This window comes from Mammaliicoccus sp. Q-M61 (assembly GCF_022386055.1).
Taxonomy (GTDB): Bacteria; Bacillota; Bacilli; order Staphylococcales; family Staphylococcaceae; genus Mammaliicoccus; species Mammaliicoccus sciuri_A.
This window is the reverse complement of record NZ_JAJNJL010000006.1, coordinates 14453-29922: the sequence shown is the minus strand read 5'-3', so window position 1 is coordinate 29922 and position 15470 is coordinate 14453. Positions and strand designations below refer to the sequence as shown.

The following is a 15470-nucleotide window of genomic DNA, read 5'->3' as shown; positions in this document are numbered from 1 at the left end:
TCCAATTCAGTTAATAGTTATATTATAACTATTATATCTGTTGAGACGGTTATTTCCTAACAGCATGAACAATATAATTCATATCTTTTTTATATCGTTTCATTGTTTTAAACATATTAAAGAACATAGAGCGATTTTCTTTTTTTAAGGCATTTTTTATAATTTTAAGCGTACCCAATACACCTTCATCTCGTATCATGCCAGCTGGCGTCATCAGTGTTAACGCGCCAATATGCGATTCTATTTGTTTGAAACCAGCATCTTGATAAAGTTTGTACCATTCTGCTGTTGGTAGTGGGGTTACTTTAACGTTAATGGCATCACTTAAATGATGGATAATTTCATCTTTAGATTTAACATTAATAATGGCGATATCATGTGTTAATACGATGCCACCTGGTTTCAAGACGCGGTAATATTCTTTTAATGCTTGTTCTTTCGCTTTAATTGGCAGCATCGTAAGCATAGCTTCATTTAATACGATATCAAATTGTTCATCTTCAAATGGTAAGTTCATCGCATTAGCTTTTTGAACATTAATTAAATGAGATAAGTTTGCAGATGATACATTTTTAATACCTTTTTCTAAAGCTTTAGCATTTAAGTCGACACCTTCAATTCTACATCCGTAAGTTTTCGCAATTTGCATAGCTGTTGTACACATATTGCAACCAACTTCTAATACATATTTATCTTTCGTAAAATGTCCTTTTTTAATGAGCCAATCTGTCGCAATTTTTCCACCAGGTCTTAATCTTTTCTTACCTAACTTCGCTAAAAATGTATGTCCAGCTTCTTTTTTCATAATGAATCATTCCTTTAAAAAGTTTTTAAAGTAGATGTTTGTATTTCTTAAATAATACGTGGTTTTCTAAATGAACATGTTCATGTGTGTCGCGTTCTAATTGTTCTAAACGTTGATAGACAAGTCTCCATGTACCACATGCTTCTAGAGGCGGTTGGTAATCGTTTGTGATGGTACGTATTTCTCGTAATAATTGTCCAGCTTCGTCATGGTCATCAACTAAAGATGTAATCGTTTCGTTTAATTGATCAACTTGTTTGCCTGCTGATACATCTAAAAGTTTAGGGAACGACTGATGATCTTCTTCATCAATATGTTCTAATAATGCAGACTTTAATTTAGTATATAAGTCCTTTAGTTCTAATAAATATGGATGACTTGGACCGTGAACTTTAGCCAACTTTGTAACATAAGGTGTTAAGTTTTGGAACTCAGTTCTCAATCCTTCATGATATCGAGATTGAATGTACTGAATAAGTGAAGCAGCATCTAAATATTTAATATCAATTCCGCCATTTTGTTGATCGGCAGGTATGCTATTGAGTTGATTTAACAATGTTTCTAAATCGACCTTTTTATTATTAGACACGGCTTCATCAATGGATACATCACCTCCACAACAAAAGTCGATACCGTATTTACGAAAAATATCAGCAGACTTTGGAATATCTGTTACGACATCAGCAACATGACGCTCTTTAGTAATCATGTAATGACCTCCTTTAAAATATTTACCTTCTATATATCTCAATTATATTATATGAGAAACATTCTCAGTATTAAGGAATTCCATGAAAATTACATAAAATTGTAAAAAATATGGTATGAAAAGATGTCGATAAAATTTATTCCGATATATCGCTTGACTCTTTTCGATATATCGGATAATATAACGATATATCGAAAAGAAGAAAGGTGATTATATGTTTAGAAGAAATTTTGAGGGAAGATTTAACAATCACAGAGGTCATATGATGAATCGTGATGGCTTTGATTTTGGCAGAGGTTTTGGCGGACATCCGGGAAGAGATCGTTTCTTTAAGAAAGGGAACTTACAATTTATTATTTTAAAAATGTTAAAAGAAGAACCAAAACATGGTTATCAAGTCATTAAAGATTTAGAAGAAAGATTCAAAGGATTCTATGCACCAAGCCCAGGTTCTGTTTATCCAATTTTGCAAATGTTAGAAGATAGAGACTTTGTATCAATTTCTAAAGATGGTAATAAAAAAGTTTATACAATTACAGATGAGGGTGAAACATTTTTAAATGAAAACATCGATCAAGATGAATTTACGAAACGATTAGAAGGATTCCAAAATGTTGATATTAAAGCAATGGAAGATGCACGAAATCAACTTAGAGATTTATTTAAAGAAATTATGTTAGCGGGAAGAGAAGCAGTAGAAGATGATGAGAAGAAAGCGAAATTCGAATCATTTATAAATGAAACAAAAGAAAAAGCAAAAAACTTATATAAAAATTAAAAAGAAGGTAAACATGTTGAATAGCAATAAAAATAATAAAGTCGCAATTATAGGTGGAGGTCCTAGTGGCTTAATGCTCGGTTTGTTATTACAGAAACAAGGGATTCCATTTACGATATTTGAAAAAGGTGAGCGCAATATTAATGGCAATAGAGGAGGTTCGTTAGACATTCACGAAGAATCCGGACAATTGCCGATTAAAGAAGCTGGTCTTATTGAAACATTTAAAAGTATGGCAAGATTTGAAGGCGAAGATACAAAAATACTAGGACCAGATGGCACATTGTATTTTGAAGATGATGCAGAAGGTGAGGGTGGAAGACCAGAGATTGACCGTGGTGAACTTTGCGATATGATTCTTAACGAAATCAATCCAGAAAACATCCGCTATCATTATGAATTTAAAGCAATAGAAACGTTAGATAATCATAAAGTTAAAGTCACTTTTAATCATAATGTGAGTGAAATCTTTGATGTTGTAGTCGGTGCAGATGGATCATTTTCTAAAGTGAGACCATTTATAACAGAGCAAGAAATCAGCTACACAGGTATTTCAATGGTCGAACTAAACGTTTCTGATGTGAAACAACAATTTCCAGATTTAGCTGCTTTTAATAAGAATGGTAAAATCATGGCGCTTGGCGGTGAACAAGCTATACTCGGGCAATTGAACGGTGATGGATCGATTAAAGTTTATGTCACTTATCGCATGCCTTATAAAGATTTAGATACGTATAAAGCTTTGTCTCCTGACCAACTAAAATCACGTTTATTACAAGATTTTAAAGATTGGGATAAAGACCTTTTAAAATACATTTCATACGCTGATGATCAAGCTTTATTTAGAAGAATTTATAAATTGCCAATTGGTTTCAAATGGGATCGTCAATCGAATGTGACATTGTTAGGTGATGCGGCTCACGTTATGAGCCCATTCGCTGGCGAAGGTGTTAATACAGCATTATATGATGCGTATTTATTAGCACGCGCATTTAAAAATCATGACAATTTAGAAGATATGATAACAGCATACGAAGATGAAATGTACAAAGCTTCTGAAGAACATGCACAAGAATCTCAAGATAATTTAGATTTAATGTTTTCGGATAATGCTGCTGAAAAAATGGGCAGTATATTTACAAATGTAGAACTAATGTCATAAAAATTCTTACTGTGTAGATGATTAATTTACGTTATACTTCAATTAAGGAAGAACTGAATGGAGTGATAACATGGTCAAACAAAGAGATCAATGGTCATCTAAGATAGGATTTATTATGGCATCAGCAGGTGCTGCAATCGGTATTGGCGCAATATGGAAGTTTCCTTATGTTGCAGGTCAATTCGGTGGTGGCGCCTTCTTATTGTTATTTATTATATTTACATTATTTATTGGCTTACCGATGTTGATTTCGGAATTTATCATTGGACGTGCAACAAACAAAGAAGCTGTTGCAGCCTATGATACGCTAGCACCAAAATCACCATGGAGAATAACGGGCAGACTTGGTGTTATTGGATGTTTCTTATTATTATCCTTTTACAGTGTTGTAGGTGGTTGGATTACAATTTATACAGCATTGGGATTAACAGGCAATCTTATATCTGATGGTACAAACTACGGTAAAGTCTTTGAACAAATTATAGGAGAGCCATTTACTGTATTAATCGGTGTGTTTGTCTTTATTTTAATGAATGTTGTTGTGTTAAACTTCGGTATTAAAAAAGGTATTGAACGTGCAAATAATGTATTAATGCCTTTATTATTTATATTCTTTATTATTCTTGTTGTGAGAGCAGTAACTTTAGAAGGTGCGTCTGAAGGATTATCGTTCTTCTTTAGTTTCAACTTTGAAGACTTCTCAGCTGAAGGCGTATTGTATGCGTTAGGTCAGTCATTCTTCGCGTTAGCTGTTGGATTCTCATGTATGGTTACTTATAGTTCCTATTTAAGTAAAAAGGAAAGCTTACCAACGTCAGCTATGTCGGTATCGATTATGAATATTATCGTGTCTATATTAGCGGGAATGGCGATATTCCCAGTTGTATTTGCTTTTTCATTAGAACCTACTGAAGGTCCTGGATTATTATTTATCGTATTACCTAATGTATTTGGCCAAATGGCATTTGGTTCAGTATTCTTAACGTTATTTTTACTGTTATTCTTATTTGCGACATTGACTTCTTCATTTAGTCAATTTGAAATTATCATTTCAGCTTTCGAAAAAGAAGGCAAAAGATCACGTTCGAAAATAGTGTGGATATTAGGATTACTGACATTTATCGCTTGTATTCCATCATCACTGTCATATGGTGTTCTTGCAGATGTTTCGATTTTTGGAAAGTCTATATTTGATGCTACAGATTATTTAGTGAGCAATATATTATTGCCAATTGGCTGTTTACTAATTGCTATATTTATTTCGTTTAGAATGGATCAAGCTATTGTAAAAAGAGAATTCCAAATGGGGAATCAACTGTCTTTAAAATGGTTTAAATTATGGAAGTTCTTAATGAGATATATCATTCCAATTATTATACTTATCGTATTTATATGTTCGCTTTAATTCTGTCATGAAATGAGGTATAGCAAATGGAGTTTAAACAGTTAAAATATTTTGTGGAAATTGTTAGAAATGGTGGTATGACCCAAGCTGCAGAACATTTATTTGTAGCGCAATCTACAATTAGTAAAGCTGTGAAAAATCTTGAAAATGAATTTGATGTCACGCTGTTTGATCGTTCACAAAAACACATTAAACTAACAGATACTGGCGAAGTATTTTACGATAAAGCGGTAGAATTCTTAACATTATTTGATCATTTGACGCTCGAATTGAATGATATCTTTGAAGTGCAACGTGGACATATTAGATTAGGTTTGTCGCCTATGATTAAAGTGGATCTTATAACAGATAGTCTCGAGAATTTTCATGGTAAATATTCTAACGTCACATACGAAGTTACTGAAGGTGGCGGTAAAGCGGTAGAACATTATATTAATAAAGATGAAGTAGATATTGGTGTGACGACATTACCAGTAGACTCATCTAAATATAACAGCGTGCCACTTTATAAAGAGGAATTGTTTTTAGTAGTGAATAAGTCACATAAACTTGCCAAGAGACATCAAGTATCAATCAGTGAATTAAAAGATGAAGAATTTGTCTTGTTTCACGATGACTATTATTTAAGAGATATGATTATTGAGAACTGTCGGAAAGAAGGTTTCTATCCAAAGACAGTTGCTAAAATATCACAGCTTACCTTTATCAGCAATATGATAGAAAGAGGACTTGGTCTATCTATTGTGCCACAAAGTATTGCTGAACAAATGAGTGATGATGTAACAATGATTGAACTTGAAGGTGAAAAGATATATTGGCATCTCGGATTAATTTGGAAAAAAGGTGCCTATGTTAACAGAGTTACGAAAGAATGGATATTATTTCTAAAAGAATCATTAATCAAGAAGCAGGCCGGAACATAATGTTCTAGCCTGTTTTTTGCTTTGAGCAGTAATGACATGTTTAAACTATTCCAATACGGAATATGTTAAATCGATAATATGTATTTTATTAATACTTTGAACCGTCCTATAATATTGTCTATAAGTCTTATTAAAAGGATGAGCGCATATGATCAAATTGTTTATAAAGATACTATTTCAAGTATCTCTCATATATATGATTACTCAAATTGGTAAATGGCTTCAAGAAATATTACATATACCAATTGCAGGTAGTATTGTTGGACTAGCATTATTATTTTTATTACTTCTAACAGGTATTTTACCTGAACGATGGATAGAAGTCGGTGCTAATAAATTAATTAATGTTATGATTTTATTTTTCGTGCCTTCAATTGTAGGCATAATGGATATTGCAGATCAGATTGGACCAGGTTATATCATTATGATCGTGTTACTCATTGTGAGTACAAGTTTAGTAGCACTCTCATCTGGTTATGTATGTGAAAAGTTTTTAAATATTAATAAAACGGATAAGGAGAATGCATCATGATTATACAATCTTTATTGATGGTACTTTTAACATTAGCTTGTTTTATCATCGCTAAGAAACTACAAATTAAATATAAACATCCTATTCTTAATCCAGCACTGATTGCTTCAATTATGATTGTCACAATTTTATTAGTGTTAGGTATGAATTACAAAGACTACATGGTAGGTGGTTCGTGGATTCATCAATTTTTAGATTGTTCAGTTGTGAGTTTAGCTTATCCGTTATATAAATATAGAAAGTTGATTGTTGCGAACTTCAAAATTATTATTTCAAGTGTATTAGCAGGCATTATGGTTAACTTTGTTCTTATTTATGGAGTTCTCTTTTTAATGGGATATCCGAGTTCAACGATTGTCACAATTTTACCTAGATCGATGACAGCAGCAGTAGGTATTGAAGTGTCTCACCAAATGGGTGGAACAGATACGATAACAGTTATGTTTATTATAGCGACAGGTTTAATTGGTAGTATTTTAGGTAATTTTTATATTAGCAAAGCGAAGTTTACAAGTGATTTAGCAAAAGGTTTAACGTATGGTAATGCTTCACATGCATTTGGTACAGCAAAAGCTTTGGAATCTAATATTGAAGCAGGTGCGTTTAGTACAATTGGTATGATTTTAACAGCTGTACTCAGTGCGATTATGTTACCAGTACTTTATTTAATGACCACTTATATTTAATGAGATATAGAAGGAGATATGGCAAAATTCATGTCATATTTCCTTCTTTTTTATATAAATTTATATTCATAAAACATGTATAAAAATACATAATAAAAGTACGTTAGATTTGTTATGTTCGTTAAATTTTAACTTAACACAACCGTTGTAGCAATATGTATAATGATTATAAAATGCGTATTATATATATTTATTCATAAGTAATGATGCTTTTCATTGTATGTAATTTGCATTTTTATTAAAACTTCTATATCGTCTTCATTGTGATTTAAATCATCGTGTTCATTAAAAATGATTATTTAACGATGTACATTAATCGACAACGAGGAGTGTTCAGAAGTGAAGAAACATAAAGTAATGGACTGGTGGACATTTTATGGGACGGTTGCAGTATTACTTATCGCTGTTATACCGATGATGGTATTCCCTAAAGCTAGTCAAGAAGTCATCACAAGTATCAATGATATTATTTCGGATTCATTAGGTGCATGGTATCTATTACTTGGATTGATTGTTTTTGCATTTGTATTATACATAGCGTTTGGGAAATACGGGAATGTCACTTTAGGTAAAGCAAGTGATAAACCTGAATTTAATAATTTTAGTTGGATTTCGATGCTGTTTTGCGCGGGTATCGGTTCAGACATTCTATACTGGGGTGTCATCGAATGGGCATACTATTATCAAGTGCCGCCGTATGGTGCGGGTAGTATGACAGATGAAGCACTCGAGTATGCAACAATGTATGGCATGTTTCATTGGGGACCAATAGCTTGGGCGATTTATGTGTTACCTGCTTTGCCAATTGGTTATTTAGTATTTGTTAAGAAGAAACCAATCTATAAAATCAGCCAAGCATGTAGACCAATTTTAAAAGGTCAAACGGATAAATTACTCGGTAAAATTGTAGATATTTTATTTATTTTTGGATTGTTAGGCGGTGCAGCGACATCATTAGCACTAGGTGTGCCAATGATTTCTGCAGGGATAGAGCGACTCACAGGACTTGACGGTGAGAATATGGTTATGAGAAGTATTATCTTACTCATCATTACGGTCATCTTTGCATTTAGTTCTTATACAGGTCTGAAAAAAGGTATACAAAAATTAAGCGATATTAACGTTTGGCTAACATTCTTAATTTTAGGAATCGTACTGATTGTTGGACCAACGATATTTATTATGGAAACGACTGTATCAGGATTAGGAAATATGTTGAAGAATTTCTTTAGAATGGCTACATGGTTAGAACCATTTGGCGGTATTGGTGACAGAAAAGAAACAAACTTCCCTCAAGATTGGACGATATTCTATTGGTCTTGGTGGTTAGTATATGCACCATTTATTGGCTTATTTATTGCCAGAATTTCCAAAGGTCGTACGTTAAAAGAAGTCGTATTAGGTACAATTATTTATGGGACTTTAGGGTGTGTATTATTCTTTGGTATCTTTGGTAACTATGCAGTGTTCTTACAAATTTCAGGACAATTTGATGTCAATCAATTCTTGAATCAACATAGCGCTGAAGCCACTATAATAGAAGTGATGCATCAATTACCATTTCCAAAAGTAATGATTGTCCTATTCTTAATATCAGCATTCTTATATTTAGCAACAACATTTGATTCAGGATCATATATATTAGCAGCAGCAACTCAAAAAGAAGTCATAGACGAACCATTAAAGGCAAATCGTTTATTCTGGGCGTTTGCATTATGCTTATTGCCATTTTCATTAATGTTAGTAGGTGGAGAACGTGCGTTAGACGTCTTGAAGACAGCATCCATATTAGCAAGTGTGCCACTAACTGTTATATTTGTGATGATGATGGTTTCATTTATCCGGACACTAGGCGGAGATAGAATTAAATTAGAAGAACGAGCTGAAAAATTAAAAGCAGTTGAACGACGATCATTAAGAATCGTTCAAGTACGAGCAGAAAAAGAAGACGATAACTTATAAAGAAAATTCCAACAAAATCACATGATTTTGTTGGAAATTTTTATATCTTAATTTTGTTAATAGCAGTTTTAGTAAGAAATGTGAATAACGACACGAGTAGTTACAAATTGGAGTAGTTTTGTAACTAAGGAGGCCGTTAGTAACAATTTCAAGTAGTTTTGTAAATAAGGAGCCCGTTAGTAACAATTTCGAGGAGTTTTGTAAATAACGAGACCGTTAGTAACAATTCTAAGAAGTTTTGTAAATAAGGGCGCCGTTAGTAACAAATTCAAGGAGTTTTGTAAATAAGGGTGCCGTTAGTAACAAATCCAGGGAGTTTTGTAACTAAGCCCCCAGTTAAAAACAAACTAACACTGAAGTGTTCGCAACGACTATCATTTTGAGTGAATAATTTCTTCATTAAATTGACTGAAAATTTAAAAAGAACAGTTGACATCATATGCTGTATCGGGTATGCTAATCATCATAATTTATTATTTCTTAGTAAACTTATCTGTTTAAAATAAATTCTGTTAAAAACATTGATTTTAAACTTAAAAAGCTTGTAGAAATAAGCATAAGGAGGACGTTATATATCATGACCGAAGTGTTAACATATGAACGTTTTGACACTGATCCTTTTAAAGATATTGATATTGACGATGAAACTAAAGGTGCATATCAAATAATTAAATGGGCGTATGAACATTATGGAGATTCTATCGTATATTCATGTAGTTTTGGGGCAGAAGGTATGATTTTGATAGATTTAATATCAAAAGTTAAACCAGATGCCAAAATTGTATTCTTAGATACTGACTTACATTTTCAAGAAACATACGATTTGATAGACCGTGTGAAAGAAAGATATCCAACATTAAATATTGAACTTAAAAAGCCAGATTTAACGCTAGAGCAACAAGCAGATCAATATGAACCGGCACTATGGACAAGTGACCCGAATCAATGTTGTTATATCAGAAAGATTAAACCGTTAGAAGAAGTATTATCGGGCGCTACTGCTTGGGTCTCAGGATTAAGAAGAGAACAATCTCCAAGTAGACAAAATACCGATTTTATTAATAAAGATGAAAGATTTAAATCTATAAAAGTTTGTCCTTTAATTTATTGGACTTGGGACGATGTATGGGCATATATCGAACGCCACGATTTAACCTACAATGAACTTCATGACTTTAATTATCCAAGTATTGGATGTATTCCTTGTACAGCTCAAGTATCTTCGTCAGGTGATTCACGTGAAGGAAGATGGACGAATTTCAACAAAACTGAATGTGGTTTGCATACAGTAAATAATAAACCTAAGTAATCTAATTAAGAGATTTATTAATCTTTTTTTAGCATAAATCAGACTATTCCCATAAGAATAGTATTTAAAACTTAAATAATTGGACAGGATGAGGTGACATCTTTGGAATTATCAGTAACAAATAGCCCTTTTAATCAAGAGAAGTCAGAAAAGTTAAATCAAGTATTTGCAACACTTACAAATGAACAAAAGATTTGGTTGAGTGGTTACTTATCGGCGTCAGTCGTACAAGGTGGTCAAGCAAGTGCACCTGTTGTTGAGCAATCTACAGCAGTAAGCAGTGAACCTAAGTTTAAGAAGAGAGATATTACAGTATTGTTTGGTTCTGAAACTGGTAATGCTCAAGGTTTAGCTGAAACGTTAGAAAGTAAATTAAAAGAAAAATCATTCAATGTCAATCTTGCATGTATGGAAGATTTTAAGACAAAAGATTTAAAGAAAGTAGAAGACTTATTTATTATCACAGCGACTCATGGAGAAGGAGATCCACCAGATAACGCAATTACGTTCCATGAGTTTTTACATAGTCGTAAGGCACCTAAGTTGAATGATGTTAGATTCTCAGTGCTAGCACTTGGAGATGAATCGTATGAATTCTTCTGTCAGACTGGTAAAGATTTTGATAAGAGATTAGAAGAGTTAGGTGCAGAGAGAATACATCCAAGAGTAGATTGTGATTTAGACTTTGATGAACCTGCTGAAAAATGGATGGAAGACATTTTAAATTCAATTGGCCAAGTATCCGGTCAAACAGCAGAAGAACCCGTTAAATTAGAAGCTGAAGATTTATCAGCAACTCAAACGTATTCACGCTCGAATCCATACGAAGCAGAAATTTTAGAAAATATTAACTTGAACGGTAGAGGTTCAAATAAAGAAGTTAGACATATCGAACTTTCTTTAGAAGGTTTCAATGATTCATTTGAACCAGGTGATTGTATCGGCATATTCCCGAAAAATGATCCTGAAATTGTATCAGAGTTAATTGAAACACTCGTTTGGGATCCTGAAGAAATCGTACCAATTAATGATTCAGGCGATACGTTAACTTTACGTGATGCATTAACTAATCATTTCGAAATTACTAAATTAACTAAACCAATCGTTACAAAAGCTGCGAATATCTTTGGTAATGGCGTGTTATCTGAAAAAGTTAAAAAAGATAGATGGATATACGGTTACGTTGAAGGTCGTGATTTTATAGACTTATTAAACGATTTTCCACCTGAAGATTTACAACCAGATGCTTTACATCAAATATTGAGAAAATTGCCAGCTCGTGAATATTCAATCGCAAGTAGCCATCAAGCAGCACCTGATGAAGTACATTTAACGATTGGAGCAGTTCGTTACCATTCTCATGATAGAGATAGAAAAGGTGTTTGCTCAGTTCAATTTGCAGAACGATTACAACCTGGTGATACAGTACCAATTTACTTGAAGAAGAATCCAAACTTTAAGTTCCCTAAAACAAGTGAAACGCCTGTCATTATGATTGGTCCAGGTACAGGTGTTGCACCATTTAGATCATATATTCAAGAAAAAGAAGAATTAGAGCTTACTAATAAAGCTTGGTTATTCTTCGGCGAACAACACTTTACGACAGACTTTTTATACCAAACAGAATGGCAAGGTTGGTTGAAAGATGGCGTGCTTGATAAATTAAGTGTCGCGTTCTCAAGAGATTCAGAAGAAAAAGTATATGTACAACATAGAATTGAAGAAAACAGTAAAGAATTTTATCAATGGATTCAAGAAGGTGCAGCTATCTATGTATGTGGAGATGAAAAACATATGGCTAAAGATGTGCATCAATCCATTTTAAATGTCATTCAAAAAGAAGGGCATTATAACGAAGAAGAAGCAGAAGCATTTTTAACTGAATTGAAAAAAGAGAGAAGATATCAAAGAGATATTTATTAAGAGGGGGCAATATTGTGAGCACTCAAACTAATTTATCCGACAAATTAGATGAAATGGAACACATTAAGAATAGAAGTAATTATTTAAGAGGAACAATTAAAGAAGGTTTAGCAGATGAAATAACTGGAGCAATTGCTGAAGACGATACTAAATTACTTAAATTCCATGGTAGTTATATGCAAGATGATAGGGATATTCGTGATGAGCGTCGTAAACAAAAGTTAGAACCAGCATATAGTTTCATGATTAGAGTAAGAGTTCCAGGTGGTACGGCTACTGCTGATCAATGGATTGCGATGGATGATATTTCAACAGAATACGCTAACAACACAATCAAACTGACAACAAGACAAGCATTTCAATTCCACGGCATCTTAAAAAGAAACTTAAAAAGTTCAATGCAAAGTATCCACCATGCTGTTATGGATTCATTAGCAGCATGTGGTGACGTTAACAGAAACGTCATGTGTAATCCAAATCCATATCAATCAGGCGTGCACAAAGAAGTAGACACACTTGCTACAAAAATAAGTGATCATTTATCACCTCAAACTGGTGCGTATCATGAGATTTGGTTAGACGATGAAAAAATAGTCGATACAAAAGAAGAAGTTGAACCAATGTACGGTAAGACATACTTGCCAAGAAAATTCAAAATCGGTATCGCTGTACCACCATCAAATGATATTGATGTTTATTCACAAGATATCGGATTGATTGCAGTTATTGAAGATGATCAATTAGTCGGATTTAATGTGACAGTCGGTGGCGGTATGGGTATGACACACGGTGATACGAAGACATACCCTCAAGTAGGACGTCTATTAGGCTACTTCCCTAAAGAAGAAGCGGTAGATGTTTGTGAGAAGATTTTAACTATCCAACGTGATTATGGTAATAGAGAAAACAGAAAGAACGCACGATTTAAATATACTGTTGATCGTCTTGGTGTTGATTTTATTCGTGAAGAATTGAATAAACGTTTAGGTTGGGAAATTGAAGAGGCGAAACCATTTGAATTTAAACATAATGGTGACCGATACGGTTGGACTGAAGGAAGCGGAAAATGGCACTTTACATTATTTATCCAAAATGGACGTGTCAAAGATACTTCTGATTACAAATTGAAGACAGCTCTTAGAGAAATAGCTGAAATTCATACAGGTGACTTCCGTTTAACGCCTAACCAGAACTTAATCATTGCCAATGTTGCCAAAAGTAAAAAACAACAAATTCAAAAAATTATTGATCAATATGGCATAACAGATGGTGAACATTATACAGGACTTAGAAGAAATTCAATGGCATGTGTAGCATTTCCAACGTGTGGTTTAGCAATGGCTGAATCAGAACGTTACCTTCCAACATTGATCAATAAAATTGAAGGACTTTTAGATGAAGCAGGTTTAAATGAAGAAGAAATTACGATTCGAATGACAGGTTGTCCAAATGGATGTGCAAGACCAGCATTAGCTGAAATTGCATTTATCGGTAAAGCGCCAGGTAAATATAATATGTATCTTGGCGGCGGATTCACTGGAAATCGTTTAAACAAATTATTTAAAGAAAATATTGGTGAAGATGAGATTTTAGAAAGCTTAAAACCAATTCTGATTCAATACGGTAAAGAAAAAAATGATGGAGAACACTTTGGAGACTTTGTTATCCGTAAAGGCATAATTAAAGAAGTGCAATCAGGACAAGACTTCCATAGTTAATCAGAAAATGGGGTGTAAGAATGGGGAAAGTATTCTTGGTTGGTGCTGGACCGGGCGATCCAGATTTAATAACGGTTAAAGGTATTAAAGCCATTAAACAGTCTAATGTCATATTATATGACCGACTCGTCAATAAAGCATTATTAGATTATGCAACTGAAGACACGAGAATGATTTATTGCGGTAAAAGTCCGAATAAGCATTCTTTAACTCAAGATGAAATTAATGAATTGCTCGTAAAACTTTCTCTAGAAGGTTACACCGTAACAAGACTTAAAGGTGGCGATCCATTTATCTTTGGTCGTGGTGGCGAGGAAGCAGAAACATTAAAGAACTATGATATTCCGTTCGAAGTGGTTCCAGGTATTACTGCTGGTGTTGCGGCACCAGCTTATGCTGGTATTCCAGTGACACATAGAGATTATAGTTCATCTGTTGCCTTTATAACAGGTGTTATGAAAGACAGTGTTGATGAAGATGAGTATTGGAAACACTTAGCACTAGGACCTGAAACACTTTGTATTTATATGGGTGTAAAGAAGTTGCCTGACATCCAAAAATTATTAGTGAAACACGGTAAAGATATTCAAACACCAGTAGCATTAATTCATTGTGGAACTTCACAAAAACAAGTCACAGTGACAGGGACTTTAGAAGACATTGTAGAGAAATCACATCAAATTACAAACCCTGCAATGATTGTTATTGGAGAAGTCGTCAAACTGAGAGAACGCATGAGCTGGTTTGAAGAAGTGGCATCAGAACAGAACGTTCCACAACTTATTTATTAATACTGGAGGGATACAATGATAGGCGTGTTATATGTCAGTCACGGAAGCAGAATTAAAGAAGCGACAGATGAGGCAATTTCTTTTATTGAATCAGTGAAACAGTCTATTGATATACCGTTACAAGAAATTTGTTTCTTAGAATTAGCACAACCAGATATTCATCAAGGCGTCAAAAAGCTCATTGCAAAAGGTGCAACCGAGATATCCGTTATACCCGTATTATTACTAAGTGCAGGTCACTATTTTAAAGATATACCGAAAGAGATAGATGAAATTAAGACACAATATCCAGAAGTAACATTTACTTATGGAGAGCCTTTAGGTGTTCAACCAAGATTAACAGCCATTCTTAAAGAACGTATTGAAGAAACGAAAGTTGCGATTCAAGAAGATGCTAAATTACTTGTTGTTGGAAGAGGCAGTTATAATCCGCAAACGAAGATAGATATTACAGCTATAGGTCAATCCTTATACGAAACGACAGCATTTAAAAATGTTGAAGTGTGTTACTTAGCTGCCTGTGAGCCATCTTTTGAAGAAGCTTTGCAAGATGCATTACATGAAGAATATTCACAAGTATTCATTGCGCCATATCTTTGGTTTACAGGTGTCTTGGAGCGTCACATAGAGCAAACAGCAGCGGAGCATAATACGAAAAGCGACATCATCGTATGCGAACATTTAGGTCATCATCCATCCATACAAGAAGCATTGAAAGATCGCGTGTTAGAAACACTAACGACTCAAACAGTTTAAATATCAGATTA

14 protein-coding genes are annotated in these 15470 nt (G+C 33.7%); 12 read left to right on the top strand and 2 right to left on the bottom strand.

Annotated features, from left to right (window positions below):
• Positions 1-49: 49 nt before the first annotated feature.
• Both LQ677_RS09200 and scdA read right to left on the bottom strand, forming a co-directional pair.
• A complete protein-coding gene (locus tag LQ677_RS09200) occupies positions 50-805 on the bottom strand; it encodes a class I SAM-dependent methyltransferase (RefSeq protein WP_204173498.1) in 756 nt (251 codons plus the stop codon).
• Positions 806-830: 25 nt separating this feature from the next.
• Complete coding sequence (gene scdA, locus LQ677_RS09195) at positions 831-1514, bottom strand: iron-sulfur cluster repair di-iron protein ScdA (protein ID WP_204173497.1); 684 nt, start codon at positions 1512-1514, stop codon at positions 831-833.
• 214 nt (positions 1515-1728) lie between these two features.
• On the opposite strand from scdA, the gene LQ677_RS09190 reads away from it, so the two are divergent.
• The 12 genes from LQ677_RS09190 to LQ677_RS09135 all read left to right on the top strand — a co-directional run bounded on the left by LQ677_RS09190 (position 1729) and on the right by LQ677_RS09135 (position 15459).
• Positions 1729-2292 carry a PadR family transcriptional regulator gene (locus tag LQ677_RS09190; RefSeq protein WP_103361078.1) on the top strand — a complete coding sequence of 188 codons (564 nt, stop codon included), beginning with the start codon at positions 1729-1731 and terminating at the stop codon, positions 2290-2292.
• 16 nt (positions 2293-2308) lie between these two features.
• Positions 2309-3454 (top strand): FAD-dependent oxidoreductase, encoded by a 1146-nt coding sequence (locus LQ677_RS09185; protein ID WP_374199840.1) that lies wholly within the window; start codon positions 2309-2311, stop codon positions 3452-3454.
• A gap of 70 nt (positions 3455-3524) precedes the next feature.
• A complete protein-coding gene (locus LQ677_RS09180; RefSeq protein WP_159316009.1) occupies positions 3525-4859 on the top strand; it encodes a sodium-dependent transporter in 1335 nt (444 codons plus the stop codon).
• Positions 4860-4885: 26 nt separating this feature from the next.
• A complete protein-coding gene (gene cidR / locus LQ677_RS09175) occupies positions 4886-5782 on the top strand; it encodes a cidABC operon transcriptional activator CidR (protein WP_037590204.1) in 897 nt (298 codons plus the stop codon).
• A 148-nt stretch (positions 5783-5930) separates the two neighbouring features.
• Complete coding sequence (locus LQ677_RS09170; RefSeq protein WP_239748591.1) at positions 5931-6314, top strand: CidA/LrgA family protein; 384 nt, start codon at positions 5931-5933, stop codon at positions 6312-6314.
• Positions 6311-7000, top strand: a complete 690-nt coding sequence (locus LQ677_RS09165; protein ID WP_037560312.1) for an LrgB family protein — start codon at positions 6311-6313, stop codon at positions 6998-7000. The genes LQ677_RS09170 and LQ677_RS09165 overlap by 4 nt, the downstream gene beginning before the upstream one ends.
• A 339-nt stretch (positions 7001-7339) precedes the next feature.
• Entirely contained in the window at positions 7340-8962 is a 1623-nt protein-coding gene (locus LQ677_RS09160) for a BCCT family transporter (RefSeq protein WP_239748582.1), read from the top strand.
• A gap of 577 nt (positions 8963-9539) precedes the next feature.
• Positions 9540-10271: a phosphoadenylyl-sulfate reductase gene (locus LQ677_RS09155; RefSeq protein ID WP_037590199.1), complete on the top strand. Its 732-nt coding sequence runs from the start codon at positions 9540-9542 to the stop codon at positions 10269-10271.
• A 102-nt stretch (positions 10272-10373) separates the two neighbouring features.
• Positions 10374-12194: an assimilatory sulfite reductase (NADPH) flavoprotein subunit gene (locus tag LQ677_RS09150; protein ID WP_239748574.1), complete on the top strand. Its 1821-nt coding sequence runs from the start codon at positions 10374-10376 to the stop codon at positions 12192-12194.
• A 14-nt stretch (positions 12195-12208) separates the two neighbouring features.
• The gene (gene cysI, locus LQ677_RS09145; protein WP_374199839.1) at positions 12209-13912 is read left to right on the top strand and encodes an assimilatory sulfite reductase (NADPH) hemoprotein subunit; all 1704 of its coding nucleotides are present in this window, start codon (positions 12209-12211) and stop codon (positions 13910-13912) included.
• Positions 13913-13932: 20 nt separating this feature from the next.
• Positions 13933-14703: a uroporphyrinogen-III C-methyltransferase gene (gene cobA / locus LQ677_RS09140; RefSeq protein WP_204255550.1), complete on the top strand. Its 771-nt coding sequence runs from the start codon at positions 13933-13935 to the stop codon at positions 14701-14703.
• A gap of 15 nt (positions 14704-14718) precedes the next feature.
• Complete coding sequence (locus LQ677_RS09135) at positions 14719-15459, top strand: sirohydrochlorin chelatase (protein ID WP_239748559.1); 741 nt, start codon at positions 14719-14721, stop codon at positions 15457-15459.
• Positions 15460-15470 lie beyond the last annotated feature (11 nt).